Genomic DNA, 16,336 nt, shown 5'->3' on the forward strand with positions numbered 1-16,336 from the left:
CAAGGAAGATGACATGAGCGACCAAGACGATACAGACCAGATGAACGGGGCCGATAGCCTTGTGCAGACGCTGCTCGATAGCGGGCTTGATACCTGCTTCACCAATCCCGGCACGTCGGAAATGCACTTTGTTGCCGCGCTGGACCACGTGCCCGGCATGCGGTCGATCCTTGTCCTGCAAGAGGGCGTGGCGACGGGGGCGGCGGATGGGTACTACCGTATGGCCGGCAAGCCCGCCTGCACCCTGCTGCACCTTGGGCCAGGGCTCGCCAACGGGTTGTCGAACCTGCACAACGCGAAAAAGGCAGGCTCGGGCGTGGTGAATATTGTCGGCGAACATGCGGTCACCCATATCGAGCTGGACGCGCCGCTGACCTCTGACATCGAAGGGATCGCGCGACCCGTGTCCCATTGGGTGCATACATCCATGTCGGCGGCGGATGTGGGCGCGGATGCGGCCCGTGCGGTGCAGGCGGCAAATGTGGCACCGGGGCAGGTGGCGACGCTGATGCTGCCCAGTGACACCGCCTGGAACGAAGGCGGCGCTGTCGCGCCCGCGCGAGAGCCCGCGGAACGCCCTGCCTTTGACGCGGCCGCGTTGGAGGAAGCCGTCGCCGCGCTGTCCGGCCCCGACAGCCTGCTGCTGTTGGGCGGTGCCGCGCTGAGCGCCGAGATGCTTGAGATTGCGGGGCGGATCGCGGCCAAGACGGGCTGCAAACTGCTAAGCGAATGGGCCAATGCGCGGCAAGAACGCGGGGCAGGGCGTGTGGTGGTCAACCGCGTGCCCTATCCCATCGATCAAGCGCTAGAGACGCTGGCCCCGTTCAAGCGCATCGTTCTGCTGGGCGCACGCGCGCCCATCGGCTTTTTCGCCTATCCGAACAAGCCCGCGATCCTGACCGCCGAGGGCACGCAGATCACCAACCTCTGCACCACCGCGCAGGATATCGCGGGGGCGCTGGAGGCGCTGTGCCGCGGTGTGGGTGCGGCGGACACTCCGCCCGCCCATGTGGCCGAAGCCGCTACCCCCGACAAACCCAGCGGCCCGTTGGAGCCGGGCGGCATCGCACAAGCCCTGGCGCGCACCATCCCCGAGGATGCGATTATCATCGACGAGGCGATCACCACTGGCCGCGCGTTCTTCCCCGCAACGGCAGGGGCTCCGAAGCACACTTGGGTGAACAACTGCGGCGGGTCCATCGGCTATGGCATGCCTGTGGCGATCGGGGCGGCAGTGGCCTGCCCTGACCGCAAGGTGATGGCGCTGATCGGGGATGGCAGCGCGATGTACACGGTGCAAGCGCTTTGGACGATGGCGCGCGAGGGGCTGGACATCACCATCGTGATCTTCGCCAACCGCGTCTACAAGATCCTGCGTGGCGAGCTGACCAATGTCGGCGTCAGCAATGCGGGTCCCAAGGCGATGGATATGCTGTCGCTTGACCAGCCGACGCTTGAATTTGCACAGATGGCAAAGTCGATGGGGGTAGAGGCAACACAGGTCACAGATTGCGAAGCGCTTGAGCTCGCGATCGAGACAGGGCTGGCGCACAAAGGCCCGTATCTGATCGAAGCGGTGATGTAGCGCCTGGGCCAACTACCCGACACGAAAAGGCCCCCGATCAGCGTTGATCGGGGGCCTTTTTCTATTTCAGTCATCCGCGCCCTTTAGCGGTCTGCACCACCGTCGCCGTCGGCATCATCGCTGTCCGGCACATCGTCTGCCTCGATCGGCTTGGACACGGTTTTGGTCGGCGGCAGGCTTGTATCCTGCGCGGCGGGGCCTTCGATCTTGAACGGCTGGGTGGTGCCGTCCTTGTTCTCGCCCAGCCAGATGGTCTGCTGCGGGAAGGGGATCTCGATCCCACGCTCGTCAAAGACCGTCTTGAGGTAGCCGTTGTACATACGCCCGATGCCCCATTGCTTGCCGGGATCGGTCTTGATCCGCACGCGCAGCACCACGGCGCTGTCACCAAGGGATTGCACGCCGAACCATTCCAGCTCTCCCATGATGCTGTTGGCGATCTCTGGCTCGTTCTCCATCATGCGGTCGAAGGCGTCGAACATGGCCTGCTTGGCCTCTTCGACATTCTCGCGGTAGGCGATGCCCATGTCACAGACCGTGTAAGAGAAGCCGCGCATGTAGTTGCTGACCACATCAACGGTAGAGAAGGGGATCATGTGGAATGCGCCTTGCACATCGCGCAGCGAGACAGAGCGCACCGACAGCTTTTCGACGGTGCCAGTGGTGCCGCCCACGGTGATCACATCGCCAACGTTGATGACGTTCTCGAACTGGATGAACACACCGGTGATGATGTCTTGCACCATCTTCTGCGCGCCGAAACCAATCGCCAGACCCAAGACCCCGGCAGAGGCGAGCAGTGGACCGATATCCAGCCCGATCTCGCTCAGCACGAACATCAGCGTGAGGATGATCAGCGTAATGGTCGCCGCATTGCGCAGCAAGGTGAGCAGGGTGGTTTCCCGCGAGGTTGGCACAGCGCCGTATTCAGGGTTCAGCTTGTAGTCGACAAAGGATGTCAGCGCGAGCCAGATGCCGAAGGCCACGGTCAGGATCAACCCGACAGAGATCAGCGCCTTGGTCACCGCCAGCCCGACCTGCCCTTCAAGCCAACTGCGCATGTCGATCGTGCCGATCACGTCCAGCGTAAAGAACAGCACGCAGACCAGAAGGAACAGCCGCAAGGCGCTGAAGGCGCGGGGGACAAACGTGTTGATGCGACGTTCCAGCAGCGGCAGCTTGGCGTTCACGTCCTCGGGCAGTGAAATGCCGCGGTGCACGGCCTGTGCCAACCAGCCGGACAGCAGGGCGGCGATGATGATCGCGGCAAGGATTTTGCCCGACCCGACAATCGCGTTCAGCGTGACCTCGGCGGGCTGGGTCATGACCACGATGAACATCACCGCGATATAGGCCAGCGCGAACCAGTGCCAGATGCCTGCCAACCCGTGCAGCGTGCGCGCGATAAAGCCGCGGCGCGCCTCTGCGATGGTGGCGGGGTCGACGCCCTCGGCGGCTTGCGCCTCGCTGGGGTCAGCTTCGCTTTGCAGCCAGCGGGTGACAGCCTTGCGACGGCGCAGCACGATGTAGACAAAATACAGCAGTACGAGGACCGACAGAAGAGCCGACACGCCAGCGCCCGCGGCCGTGTTGACGCTTTGGTTGACGATTGGCACGACCAGCAGTTGCCCGTAGCCCAGAACACTGACCACGATGCTCAGATAGCGCGTCAGCGCCGCGGCGGCCTTGTCACCGACGGGCACCAGACGCAGACCCGACGCAACGGGCGACAGGAACGACCGGATGACGACTTTGGTCATTTCGACCAGCAGGAAGGCGTTCAGATACATCGATTGGCGGATGCCGATCTGCCCGACTTCGCCAACGGCGAGGATGGTGATCAGATAACCAGCGGCCCAAGCTACGACAACGATAAAGGCGTCCAGCAGGTTCGACCCCAGAAACAGCCCAATAGAGCGGAAGAGGCCCACATGCTCGGCCGTGCGCCCCATGCGCGCATATAGCCCTCGCGCAAGGTAGCGCAGCACCACAAAGAGCGCGACGGTGATCGCAATGACCGCAAGCAGGCCGGGGATCGCTTCCAGCAATACGGTCAGCTCCGCGCCGCTGAGGCCAGAGAAGACCTTGCCGCCGCGTTCGAACCCGTTCCAGAAAGAGGTGAGCGTGCTGACTGTGTCTTGTCCGATCTGCTGGGTGATCAGGGCGATTTGTCGCCCGACCGATACCCCTTCGGCATCCGCGGCTTCGGTGATCGTTTCAATCGCGGGGTTTTCATCACCCGCAGGGTCGCCCGAGGCATCCAGCGACTTTTCAAGGTCCGCGATCAGCGCCGCGCGGGCGTCATCGTCCTTAAGCACTTCCAGCAGAGTATCCAGCGGTGCCTTCGCCTCTGCCTCGGGTGTCGTTTCGGTTGTTTCCGTGTCGGAAGACCCGCCACCGGTGAACAGCGATTGCGCCTGCGCCGCGAAGGGGGCGAGCGTCAGGAAGAGTGCCACCACAAGCCCCGTCAGTACGTAGAGCCACCCTTGGGTTGGCATCGCGATCTTTCCGGTTTTTGACATGGGGGCCTCTTTCAACACACTAAATTACACTACGAGATAGGGGAACATTCCCTATTTCCACTGTTTTTCGCTTATGGGCGGTCTTGGACGTAAAGAAAACCCGATGGCAGGGCAAGTCTGCGCATCGGGCGGTCTTTCGGTCATGGCGAGAACGGGCTTGTTTACGCTGTGGAACTGCCGGTGATCACCTCGGCGCGCGGGGCCTCGGCTTTGGTCGGGGCGGGCTGCTTTGGCTGCGGCTGTTTGCGGGCGGCTTCGGCCAGTAGGGCGGCGGCATAGCACACAGCGATGGCGGCCAGCGGCAGGGTCCACGGCAGGGCGGTGACCGTAGGTTCGACATCCATCATGATCTGTCCGGCCAGTGCAAGGATCGTCCCTAGCCCAAAGACCAGCAGGCCGTGGCTGCCCATCAGACGCAATGGGGCCGCATAGCGGTGCGCGCAGATGCGGGTCACTACGGGGAGGCACGAAAGCACATAGACCAGCGCGAGGATATGCACCAAGCGCGGCAGCGCGAGCATCGACTTGTTGTGCGTCGTGATGTTGCTGGGCAGGCCAAGCCCGCCAAGCTGCGCCATCTTGTGATTCATGAACGATCCCAGACCGGGCACGTAGCGCCAGGCAAAGATGAACAGCAGCAGACCGAGCGCCAGTTTGAACAGGATCGGAGAGGTGCGGACCAACCGTTCGTCCTTGCGATGACGCACGCCAATGGCAAGGCCGATGACAAAGATGAACTGCCAGGTGAGCGGGTTGAAGAACCAGCCGCCGCCACCGGGGTGGTTCGGGATGGTCAGTCGGGTGGCTCCTGCATAAAGCCAGAACGCCCCCGCAACGGCCAAAGTCGTGCGCGGGGCGTACAGCACAGCGGCGATCAGCGCAGGGCCTGCCAGCAGCAAGACGGTATAGGACGGCAGAATATTCACATAGCCGATCTGGTATCCCAGCGTGACCAGCCCCGCCATCGCGGCACCGGTCTGGTCATACAAGAGGGCAAGGTTGTGCATCACACGAAACTCCGAGCGCACAAACGTATCTGCCGCCCAGGCATAAAGACCGATGGCCGCGACCGTCAGCACGATATGCACGATATAAAGCTGCCACGCCCGCCGCCACAGCGGGGCCATCGCATCCCAAAGACGCAGCTCGCCCGACATCCAGCGGCCAATGGCAGGGGAATAGGCGATGCCCGCCGCGATGCCCGACATGATAAAGAACGCCTCTGCCGCGTCGGAGAACCCGATGTTGCGGATGGTCAGATGCTCCCACGGGTTGCCGGGCATGTGGTCGATAATGATCATGATCAGCGCCAGCCCGCGGAACGCATCGATGCGGGGATCGCGCGCGCGGCGCGGCAGGTCGACCCCGCGCCGGATGGGAATAAGCTGGGCGTCAGGCCGGTTGGACGATTGTGTCATGCGACGATCCTTCTGGGGCGGCACCCGATCTCAGGTTGTCGCGATATGCTGCAATGACGGCGGGCATGGCCCGTTCTTGCGGCGTGGTAAAGACTTGGCCGGTGCTCTCGTGCGAGGTCACGGCGATCAACAGCGGCGCGATGGACATGGGCAGCGTCACCGGCAAGAGCCAGAAGATCAGGTTCGGCACCCAAAGATAGACGGCAACAGTGACCGCGATCCCGAACAGCGACACCCAACGGCTGGCACGCCAGCTTTCGGCAAGGGTAAGCCGTCCTTCGCCGCGTGCAGTTGCAGGCCAGCCGCCATCCTTGCCCGCAAAGACCTCGGCGACGGCGCGGCTTTGATACATCAGCATCACGGGCGCAATCAGCGCGGTCAGCAGGATTTCAGACAGGACAGAGCCAAGCGCGCGCAGCGCCCCGCCAAACCCCTTGGCGCGGCCTGTTGCAGCCGCTTCGCCAAAGATCGCGAGCTTGGGCAGCAACAACAGCCCACCGATCCCAAAGGCAAGCGCCACGATCTGGAAGGTCTTGTCGTCGGGGAAGACGGGGAAAAGCTGATAGGCGTTGGGGAAATAATCAGGGCTGGCATTGGTCGCAGCGGCCAGCAGAGACACGATCAGGAAGGCCCCCCAAGCGACCGATACCAGATAGGCCATGATCCCCTGGACAAAGACGAACCGGCTCCACCCGTGCAGCCCGGGGGCACCGACCAGACGCATGTGTTGCAGGTTGCCCTGACACCAGCGGCGATCACGGCGCGCAAAGGCGAGCAGATTGTCGGGGCCTTCCTCGAAGGAACCGGCGATGCGGGGGTCCATCTCGACGCGCCAGCCGCCGCGTACCAGAAGGGCAGCTTCGACATAATCATGGCTTAGGATGGTGCCGCCGAAAGGTGCAGGGCCGCTGAGTTCTGGCAGGCCGCAGCATTGCGACAGGGCGCGCACACGGGCGATGGCATTATGCCCCCAGAAGGGGCCCGCGCGCCCCTGCATACGGGCCAGACCGCGTGCAAAAACCGGCGAGTGAAAGCTGGCAGAGAATTGCATCGCACGGCCAAACAGCGACCCCGCGCCAAAGATCTTGGGCAGGGTTTGCAGCAGGCCAAGGCTCGGGTCTGCCTCCATCCGTGCGACAAGATGGCGGATCGTGTCGCCCTCCATCAGGCTGTCGGCGTCAAGGATCACGACGTATTCATAGGCCCCGCCGGATTTGCGGATGAAATCCTCGACGTTGCCCGCCTTGCGGCCATATCGGTCGGTACGGTTGCGGTAATAGACCGGGTTCGCAGCGCCCTCATCGCCCAACAGCGGGGCCAGCGCCGCGCGCTCTGCGATCAGGGCGTCGGGGTCAAAGGTGTCGGACAGAATGGCGAAATCGACGGGTACGTTCGCGGCCTGCATGGATTGGCGCATCGCCATAATGCGCGCGCAAACCTCGGTCGGGTTTTCGTTGCAGATCGGCACAAGGATCGCCGTCGGGGGAAAATCCGCGTTGCTCAGGTCCAAATCAGGGAGGGGATCGAAAGAAGGCACGCCCAAAAACGCCTGCCCCGCCCCCCAGGCCAACCAAGCCGTCGTAAGCGCGATAAGCGCCACGGCAAAGCCGTCCCAGATATCAAATCCGGTATTAAGCCCCGCTTGCGCCAGTGTCGCGGCTGCCGCGGTTGCGCAGAGCAGGGCAAAGCAAATGGCACCAACGCGGCTGACCCGCGTGGCACCATCGCGTAAATAAGAGGGCATGTCAGGCATTACGCATGAAGATGCGGCTCACCACCTCGAACAGGGAGGGGCGGGCATCATGCTCTACCACCTGCCGCGGCATATCCAGCGGGGCAGGGCGAGGCGCATAACGGTCAAAGTCGGTCATTTGTTCGGTGGTCGCAGGTGATGTCACAGACGTATTCATTCTTTCAGCCATTGGTATACCCAAGTCTCGGTCAAGCTACGGTCGCCCGCGACCAGATTGGCGCGCAGTTCAACCGTTGCATCAGTTTCGGCGACGACCTCTAGAACCAGTCGCCACATGTGATCGTGGCCGTCGATCTGCTGCAGTACTTGTCCTGCAACTGTGCCGCCGGCGATGTTTACATTGGCTTCAACAACGTTCTCGGCGTTTGGTTCCCCTAAAGTTGCACCTTCGAAGTCGATGACAAACTTTCGGCGATCATTGCGCGGTTTTACGCCCGCGATGCCCCCATTTCCGGCAAGAGTGCGCGATACTTGGGCAAGTGTCGAAGACGCGCCGGGCGGGTTCATCCCCCAGTTCAGACGGTAGGAAATGCTTTTGCTATCCCCCGCCGCGAACCCGTTCTTGTAGGTCCAGAAGGCGACGATATTGTCGTTCCCCTCCAGATCCGACGGGATCTCGATCAAGCGGACCATGCCTTCGCCCCAGTCCCCTTTTGGTTCGACCATCAGCGTCGGGCGCAGCTCGTAGTGGGCTTCGGCGTCCAGATAGTCGTCAAAGGCACGGTGGCGCTGCACAAGGCCAAAGGATTTCGGCGATTGCGCCCCAAAGTATGAATTGGCGAGCTTGGGCGGGTTGTTCAGCACGCGGAACAGCGTGTCTTGGCCGGTGTTGACCACCAGCGCCTCGCTGTCGTGGACGCGGGCACGGTAATCGTCAAAGCCACCCTGATCGTTCAGGCCGAACAGATACATCGATGTTAGCGGCGCGACGCCCAGTTGCTGCACGTCCTGGCGGAAGAACAGTTCGGTGGTCACATCCATCGTGGTGGTGGCACCGGGGGTCACAGTGAACTTGTAGGCCCCCACGACCGACTGGCTTTCCAGCAGGGCGTAAAAGGTCATCTTCGTCTCGCCGGGTGCGGGACGCTGCAGCCAGAAGGCGCTAAAGCGGGGGAATTCCTCGGGTTCGGAGGTGGCAGTGTTCACCGCAAGCCCGCGCGCGCTCAGGCCATAGCGGTTGCCCGCCCCCAAGGCACGGAAGTAGCTCGCCCCGAGGAAAGACACGATCTCGTCGAACTGCTGCGGATCGTTCAGCGGCGCATTCATGCGGAAGCCCGCGACGCCGGGCAGTTCGGTACCGGTCGGGATCTTTTCAAGCGCTTTGGACTGGTAGATGAAATCATCCGAGGTAAAGCCAAGCGGCTGTGCCTTGTCATTGACGATCTCGTAAAGCGACACGGTGCCGTCAAACAGCCAGCCGGGGTGATAGGCATGTACCACCGCCTGCGCCGCAGGGCCTTTCCAGATCGCGCTGTCCTCGCGGAAGCGGATGTTGCGGTAATCGTCATAGTCCAGCGTGGTAAAAGGCTCGCCCAGTTGCGTCGGCGCGGTGTACTCTTCACCCGCAAGGCTGCGCGCCCGTTCGATCAGAATATCAAAGGAAAAAGGCTCCGCCGTATCACTGGCCTGCGCCCAGGCAGCAGTGTCTTGCAAACCGGTTGCAGCGGCGAAAGCCAAAGCGGCCCCCCCTGCGCGCAATACTGACCGGCGAGACATCGGGCGGGAGCGAGACAAATGATGCATCAAAAATGATTCCTGTTCGTTGCTGCATTGCAGAATTCATATAATTACGCGGGAAGTTCAATAACATGAAGCATGATGCGCAAAATTTTGCTGCACACTGCGGGGTTTACGCGAAAATCGCGAAATCAGCGCGGCATCATCCGGCAATATTTGCAAAGACATAGCGCCCCTGAGTGCAGGTTTTGTCTAGCCTCTTTGAAATACAGCGGAAAATTGCCGGAAATTACGTTCAATCGCCCTAGAATAAGATTGGTTGGCATCACAGGCCCGCAATGCCACCCTAAAGGGAATCTGTGTGTGTATCAGTAAACAAGAATACAAAAACGAGGACAAAATGGACAATAAAGACCTTCCATCGCTCCCGCTGGCGCTGCTGCCCGTCGTTCTGACGCTTGGCCTTCTGGCGCTGCAACTTTTCTACTATGGCGACTTCACGCCGCATATTCCCCTCATCCTCGGATTGGCCATCACGTCCCTGCTGGGTGTGTTTCGCGGTCAGACGTGGATGGACATCCGCGAAGGCGTATTCCACGTGATCCACGTGTCGATGCCGTCACTGGCGGTGTTGATCGTGGTCGGCATGATCGTCGGCGTCTGGATCGCGTCGGGCACGGTGCCTACGCTGATCTATTACGGGCTGACCTTGCTGACCCCGTCAATTTTTCTGGCAGCCGCGATGATCCTCTGTGCAGTGGTTTCCCTGTCGTTGGGGACCAGCTGGGGCACAGTCGGCACCATTGGTCTGGCGCTGATGGGGATCGGTGCGGGTTTCGGTATCCCGGCCTATTGGACCGCCGGTGCGGTCGTGTCGGGCGCGTTCTTTGGCGATAAAGTATCGCCGCTGTCGGACACCACGAACCTCGCGCCCGCGGTTACGGGCACGAATGTCTTCGACCACATCAAGAACATGCTGCCCACGACCGTCCCTGCGATGATCATCGCGCTGGTGATCTATGTGGTCGTCGGCTTTATGCTGATCGAAGAGGGTGCAGGCGACGTCAGCAGCATCAATCAGATCACAACCGGTCTGGAGGAACGCTTTAGCCTCGGGATCATCCCGCTGACGCCTGCCTTGATCGTGATTGTGCTGGCGCTGATGAAAAAGCCGCCGCTGCCGTCGCTGTTTGCCGGTGTTCTGGCCGGTGGGCTGGTGGCGATCTTCTGGCAGGGCGCGGGGCTGCATGACGTGTTCGCCTTTGCGCAGTCGGGCTATTCCATCGACACGGGCATCGCCGACATCGACAGCCTGCTGAACGCGGGCGGCATCCAGTCGATGATGTGGACCATTTCGCTGATGTTGATTGCCTTGGGCTTTGGCGGCGCGCTAGAGCGCACCGGCTGTCTGGAAGCGATCATTCTGGCGATCGTCAGTCGCGTGAAAAGCTTTGGGGCGGTACAAAGCTCGGCCATCGGGACGGCCTTTGCGACCAATATGGTTGCGGGTGATCCTTATATCTCTATCGCGCTGCCGGGGCGTATGTACGCGCCCTTGTACCGTGGGATGGGCTATTCGACCCTGAACCTCAGCCGCGCGGTGGAAGAGGGCGGCACGCTGATGAGCCCGCTGATCCCGTGGAACGCCGGTGGTGCCTTTGTGATCTCGGCGCTGGGGCTGGGGGTCATGGACGGTAACCTGACCAACCTGTTGTACATCCCGCTGGCCTTTGCCTGCTGGACCGCACCGCTGATCGGTGTATTCTATGCGGTGACCGGTCTGTTCTCTCCCAAAGCGACGGACGAAGATCGGGCCGAATGGGACAAATCCGGCGAAGACATCATGGACCTTGGCGACCATGAGCTCGCCTACGAGCAACCGGCCGCGACCTGATCGCGCCTGCACCGACACAGATGAAAGCCGCAGCGCCTATGAGCGCTGCGGCTTTTTTCATGCCCTCAGGCCTGCGCCTTCAGCCTGTCGCGAAGCGTGTTCTTGACGATCTTCCCATTGGCGTTGCGCGGCAAGGGGTCGGGTTCGAACGTCGCGAAATCGGGGGCTTTGTAGTCCGCCATCTTTGTCCGTGCGAAAGCCTTGATCGCATCAAGATCCAGCGCGGTATCCGTGGTGTGGATGAAAACATGCATCTTCTCCCCCAGCACCGGATCAGGGCAGCCGATGGCGGCACATTCGATAACGGAGGGGTGGGCGGTCAGGGCGTTTTCGACCTCGGCGCTGTAGATGTTATAGCCGCCGCGAATGATCATATCCTTGCGGCGGTCGTGCAGACAGATGAACCCTTCGGCATCGCGTGACCCCATATCGCCGCTTTTCCAGTAGCCGTCGTGAAACTCGGAGGCGGTGCGGTCGGGGTTGTCCCAATAGCCGGGCACGGTCATCGCGCCCTTGATCCAAAGCTCCCCATGGGTGCCGTCGGGCACGTCGTTGCCCTGAGGATCGACAATGCGGATGTGGGCGCAGGGCACGGCGATGCCGATGCTATCCGCGCGTTTGGTTCCGAACCCCATCGGCAGGATCGTCACGGCAGAGGTAAGCTCCGTCGCGCCATAGGCGTTCATCAGGCAGAGGTTCGGCAGCTTTTCCGACAGTTCGCTGATGGTGGATTGCGGCATCGGCGCGCCGCCGTAGCCCCCGATCCGCCAGTGTTGCAGGTCGTAGTCATCGACGTTGCAGCGCAGCAGGAACAGGTTGTACATCGCTGGCACCATCAGCGTCTGTGTGACTTTCTCGTCGGCGGTCAGCGACAGGAATTCATGGGCACCGAAGACCTCCATCATCACGGTGCAGCCTGCGGTTTGCAGCATAGTAAAGACGGTGGCGACCAGCCCGGTCACATGGCTTGCGGGCACGCACAGCAGCGACCGTTCACCGGCCCCCAGCTCCATGCAAAGCTCGAAATGCATCGCGGAATGGACGATGTTCAGGTGGGTCAGCGTCGCCCCTTTGGGCTGGCCTGTGGTGCCCGAGGTATAGAGGATCACCGCGATGTCATCCTCGTGCAGCGGCACGGCGTCGGTCAGCGGGGTCTGCGCGGGCAGCGTATCAAACGCGTCGGACCCCGCCACTGTGCCGCCAACGCAAAAGCGGTAGGTCAGCCCGGGCAGATCGGCCGGTGCGGGCAGGCGGTCGGCGACATCCATGCCATGCACGGCGATCTTGGCCCCGCATTGACGCAGGATATACGCCAGCTCTGGCGTGCCTTCGCGGATGTTGATCGGCACGGCAATCGCGCCAAGCCGCAGACAGCCCATCATGGTCGCGATGAATTCCCAGCGGTTCGACAGCAGCAGCGCAACGCGGTCGCCCCTTTCGACCCCACGGGCGCGCAGCCCTGCGGCGATGCGGCCCACGTGCAGGTCAAGCTCGGTATAGGTCAGTCTGGTCTCGCCGCTGACCACGGCCTCTTGATCGGGGGCGCGGGCAAGGGCCGCGGCGAGCATGGCGTTCAGGTCGGCGGGGCGATCCTTGAAGCATTTGATCTCGCGACCGTCAAAATGGGTTTCTGTTTGTATGCGATCCGTGATCGCCTGTGACCAATGTGGCATCTGCGCTCCTCCCGTAGCTTGGGGTAGTCATTGCGCAAACAATCAGGGGCTGCAACGGCCAAGCGCCGTGTTAGCGCCCGCATTATGCCCCACCTGTGGGGGCCGGTTCGCCCTGCGAAACAAGGCGAACCGGGGCGTTTATCCCAGCACGGTTTTTACCGCATCCGCGGTCGCGGCGACGACGGTCTCGACCTCTGCGCGGGTGATGCAGAAGGGCGGGGCAAAGCCGGTGATGTCGCCTTGGGGCATGGCACGGGCGATCACGCCGCGTTCCAGCATCGCGGCAGAGATCGCAGCCCCCACCTTGGCAGCAGGATCAAGCGGGGTGGCGTCTGCCTTGTCGGCCACATATTCCACCGCGCAAAGCAGCCCTTCGCCACGGATGTCCCCCACATTCGGATGATCGCCAAGCGCCTCTTTCATCGAGGCGTTCAGATATCCGCCCACCTCGGCCGCGTTGCTGACAAGGTTCAGGTCGTCGATGAGCTTGAGGTTCGCGACACCCGCCGCGGCACAGATCGGATGCGCCGAATAGGTCCAGCCGTGACCGATGGGGCCGTTCTCGTCCGTGCCCTGTTCCAGCACTTTCCACATCCGGTCCGATACGATCGACCCCGACAGCGGCGCATAGGCCGAGGTCAGACCCTTGGCGATGGTGATCAGATCGGGTTTCAGCCCATAGTGATCCGACCCGAACATCGTCCCCAGACGGCCAAAGCCGGTCACGACCTCATCCGCGATCAGCAGGATGTCGTGGCGGTTCAACACCTCTTGGATCGCGTCCCAATATCCGGCGGGGGGGGGCACGATGCCGCCGGTCCCCAATACGGGTTCCCCGATAAAGGCCGCGATGGTGTCCGGCCCTTCGGCTTGGATCAGCGCCTCAAGCGCGTTGGCGCATTGCGCGGTGAATTCGGCTTCGGACTGGGTGCGGTCCTTGCGGCGGTAGTAATAGGGCGCGTCCGTGTGGATCACGGGGTTCATCGGCAGGTCGAATTTATCGTGGAACAGCGACAGACCGGTCAGCGATCCGGTCATCAGCCCCGACCCGTGGTAGCCGCGCCAGCGCGAGATGATTTTCTTTTTCTGCGGGCGACCAAGGATGTTGTTGTAGTACCAGACGAGCTTGATGTTCGTCTCGTTCGCGTCCGAGCCGGACAGACCGAAATAGACCTTGGACATATGCGCCGGTGCGCGGTCCATGATCATCTTGGCCAGCGTGATAGACGTCTCGGTGCCGTGGCCCACATAGGAATGGTAATAGGCCAGCTGATGCGCCTGTTCGGCGATGGCGTCAGCGACTTCGGTCCGGCCATAGCCTGCGTTCACGCAATAGAGCCCGGCAAAGGCGTCCAGCATCCGGTTGCCATCGCGGTCCTCGATATGGACGCCCGACGCCCCTGTGATCACCCGCGTCGCGGATTCACCCCGCGCATGCTGTGATAAATGCGTAGAGGGATGGAAAAAGTTTTCGCGGTCCCATGTGGCGAGTTGATCATCATTGCGAAGCATAGGTCAGGCTTTCTGTTTAGGAGAGTTTCAGGTGAGTTCGGTGGCCAGCACAGCAAGGCAATCGCCCGGCTGTGCCAGTCCGGGGTGGTGGCGGGCGATCACGATGCCCCCCATCTGGGCGCGGATTTCACGGGGGGGCAGGCCCGTATGCTGGCTGTCCCATAGACGCGCGATCAGGTCGCCTTCGGCCACTGTGTCGCCAAGGGTGACGTTGAAATCGACCAGCCCACCGTGGTTGGTGACGTGAAAACAACTGTCGTCGTCTTGCGACAGCATGCGCGAAGGCGCGGTGACGGGCTGGCCTTGCAGGATACCGGCGTGGATCAGCAGATTGCGCACGCCTTTGCGGGCGATCTGCGCGGTTTCAGGCGTGGCAGTGCCGCCGCCGCCCAATTCGGTGGTAACGAATGTCTTGCCCATCGTCTCTGCCGCGTCGTCATACATGCCAAGCGCGTCGATCTCGCGCATCTCTACACTGAAAGGCGCGTTGAACGCATCGCGCGCGGCGCGGCAGCGGGCCTGTTGGTCAGGGTCGTCCAGCGTGTGACAGGCGGCGAAGGGCAGAAAATCCAGCGTCTTGCCACCCGAATGGAAATCAAGCACGACATCCGCCAGCGGCAGCAGCACCCGTTGAAAGTAGTCCGCGATCTTCTGGGTGGGGGTGCCATCGGGGCGGCCGGGGAAGCTACGGTTCATGTTCACCCCGTCCAGCGGAGACACCCGCGTCCCCGCCATAAAGGCGGGGTGGTTCATGAAGGGGAGGATGATCACGCGCCCCGTGACATCCTTGGCCTGCAAGGTCTGGGCAAGCTCGACCAAGGCCAGCGGCCCTTCGTATTCGTCGCCGTGGTTGCCGCCGGTCAGCAAGGCAGAGGGGCCGTCGCCGTTTTTCACTTGGGTCACCGGAATCTGGATCGCCCCCCAAGCGCTGTCATCGCGGCTATAGGGCAGGCGCAGATAGCCATGCTGCACGCCGTCGCACTCAAAATCGATGGTGGCCGAGATAGGATTGTCCCGCATGGCGCTATTCCTTGATCACAAGCGCACGCGGGGTGGTGCACAGGCATTCGACACCGGTTTGCGTGATGACAATCGGCTCTGTGATCTCGATCCCGCCGTCGTCAAGCCAAAGGGCGGGCATGAAGTGGAAGGTCATTCCGGGTTCGAGCACGGTGGTATCTCCTGCGCGGAACGACATGGTGCGTTCGCCCCAGTCCGGAGGGTAGGACAGGCCGATCGCATAGCCGCAGCGGCTGTCTTTCTCGAACCCGCGGTTGCGCAGGGTGGTGTTGAAGGCGCGGGCGATGTCTTCGCAGCGGTTGCCGGGTTTGGCCTGCTCCAGCCCGGCATCAATCGCTTCGAGCACGGCATTTTCTGCATGCAGATACTTCTGCGGAGGCTTGCCCAAGAACAAAGTGCGCGACTGCGGACATTGATAGCGTCGGTGCGCGCCCGCGATTTCAAAGAACGTGCCTTCGTTGTTGCGCAGGGGGGCATCGTCCCATGTGATATGCGGCGCGGTGGCATCCAGACCCGAGGGCGTCATGGGCACGCAGGCGGGGTAGTCGCCCCAATGCCCTTCGGCTCCGCTGACGGAGGCGTGATAGATATCCGCGATCAGATCGTTCTTGCGCATCCCGACCTGGGCCTTTTCGCGGATCACCTCGTGCATCCGTTCCACGATCCGCGCGGCGCGGCGCATATATTCAAGCTCTGTCGGGGATTTCACCGCACGCTGCCAGTTCACCAGCGCCGTGGCGTTCTGGATATTGACGGCCGGTAGCCGCGTTTGCAGCGTCAGGAATGCCGAAGCGGTAAAGTAATAGTTGTCCAGCTCGAACCCGATGCGCGCATTCTCTAGCCCGCGGTCCGCGATGAGACGGGCGAGATCCTCCATCGGGTGTTTGTCGGGGTTCTGGACGTAGGTGTCATCGTAGCCGACGATATTGTCATCATCCAGATAGGTGGTGCGCTGGGCACCGGCGCTGTCCATGGCGCGGCCCCACCAGACGGGCTGGCCTTCGTGGGTCAACAGCACGCCTTGATGCACGTAAAACGACCACCCGTCATAGCCCGCCAACCACGCCATATTGGACGGATCGGTGACAAACAGCGCGTCCAGCCCGCGGTTGGCCATTTCGGCGCGTGTTTTCGCCAGACGTGCTGCATATTCGTGCTGTGTAAAAGAATGGTCGATCATGTGGGGATTCCTGCCAGGGTATTGTGCGAGTTTAGCTTTTTCGCGCTGTGCATTTATGCGAATAATGCGGCTACGCGGGTAAAAGCTGCAAACTTTTGTAAG

At 61.9% G+C, this 16,336-nt stretch carries 11 protein-coding genes; 2 read left to right on the forward strand and 9 right to left on the reverse strand.

Going from position 1 to position 16,336, the window contains the following annotated elements:
* The first annotated feature begins 13 nt into the window (after positions 1-13).
* Positions 14-1,585, forward strand: coding sequence for an acetolactate synthase large subunit (locus ABM428_RS05310; RefSeq protein ID WP_353628241.1), 1,572 nt, complete (start codon positions 14-16; stop codon positions 1,583-1,585).
* Between the two features lie 83 nt (positions 1,586-1,668).
* Here the strand turns inward: ABM428_RS05310 and ABM428_RS05315 are convergent, their stop codons facing one another.
* The 5 genes from ABM428_RS05315 to ABM428_RS05335 form a co-directional block, all read right to left on the reverse strand.
* Complete coding sequence (locus ABM428_RS05315) at positions 1,669-4,107, reverse strand: mechanosensitive ion channel domain-containing protein (protein ID WP_288960662.1); 2,439 nt, start codon at positions 4,105-4,107, stop codon at positions 1,669-1,671.
* Between the two features lie 161 nt (positions 4,108-4,268).
* Positions 4,269-5,525, reverse strand: coding sequence for an OpgC family protein (locus ABM428_RS05320; protein ID WP_037943608.1), 1,257 nt, complete (start codon positions 5,523-5,525; stop codon positions 4,269-4,271).
* Positions 5,500-7,278: a glucans biosynthesis glucosyltransferase MdoH gene (gene mdoH / locus ABM428_RS05325; protein ID WP_373276850.1), complete on the reverse strand. Its 1,779-nt coding sequence runs from the start codon at positions 7,276-7,278 to the stop codon at positions 5,500-5,502. Before mdoH ends, ABM428_RS05320 begins: the two co-directional genes overlap by 26 nt.
* Positions 7,271-7,435 carry a hypothetical protein gene (locus ABM428_RS05330; protein ID WP_348001896.1) on the reverse strand — a complete coding sequence of 55 codons (165 nt, stop codon included), beginning with the start codon at positions 7,433-7,435 and terminating at the stop codon, positions 7,271-7,273. The genes mdoH and ABM428_RS05330 overlap by 8 nt, the downstream gene beginning before the upstream one ends.
* Positions 7,432-8,994, reverse strand: a complete 1,563-nt coding sequence (locus ABM428_RS05335) for a glucan biosynthesis protein (protein WP_235183811.1) — start codon at positions 8,992-8,994, stop codon at positions 7,432-7,434. Before ABM428_RS05335 ends, ABM428_RS05330 begins: the two co-directional genes overlap by 4 nt.
* Before the next feature lie 361 nt (positions 8,995-9,355).
* Between ABM428_RS05335 and nhaC the strand changes: the two genes are divergently transcribed.
* On the forward strand, positions 9,356-10,849 hold the full coding sequence (nhaC, locus tag ABM428_RS05340) for a Na+/H+ antiporter NhaC (protein WP_037944945.1): 1,494 nt from the start codon (positions 9,356-9,358) through the stop codon (positions 10,847-10,849).
* Between the two features lie 65 nt (positions 10,850-10,914).
* Here the strand turns inward: nhaC and ABM428_RS05345 are convergent, their stop codons facing one another.
* From ABM428_RS05345 to doeA, 4 genes are all read right to left on the reverse strand, one after another.
* A complete protein-coding gene (locus ABM428_RS05345; protein ID WP_353628243.1) occupies positions 10,915-12,522 on the reverse strand; it encodes a class I adenylate-forming enzyme family protein in 1,608 nt (535 codons plus the stop codon).
* A gap of 138 nt (positions 12,523-12,660) precedes the next feature.
* On the reverse strand, positions 12,661-14,034 hold the full coding sequence (locus tag ABM428_RS05350; RefSeq protein ID WP_132997012.1) for an aspartate aminotransferase family protein: 1,374 nt from the start codon (positions 14,032-14,034) through the stop codon (positions 12,661-12,663).
* A gap of 27 nt (positions 14,035-14,061) precedes the next feature.
* Positions 14,062-15,054 carry a N(2)-acetyl-L-2,4-diaminobutanoate deacetylase DoeB gene (doeB, locus tag ABM428_RS05355; RefSeq protein WP_132997011.1) on the reverse strand — a complete coding sequence of 331 codons (993 nt, stop codon included), beginning with the start codon at positions 15,052-15,054 and terminating at the stop codon, positions 14,062-14,064.
* A gap of 4 nt (positions 15,055-15,058) precedes the next feature.
* Positions 15,059-16,234 carry an ectoine hydrolase DoeA gene (doeA, locus tag ABM428_RS05360; RefSeq protein ID WP_132997010.1) on the reverse strand — a complete coding sequence of 392 codons (1,176 nt, stop codon included), beginning with the start codon at positions 16,232-16,234 and terminating at the stop codon, positions 15,059-15,061.
* Positions 16,235-16,336: the final 102 nt, after the last annotated feature.

Origin of the sequence: Sulfitobacter sp. TCYB15 (assembly GCF_040435955.1) — a bacterium.
GTDB classification, from domain to species: domain Bacteria; phylum Pseudomonadota; class Alphaproteobacteria; order Rhodobacterales; family Rhodobacteraceae; genus Sulfitobacter; species Sulfitobacter pontiacus.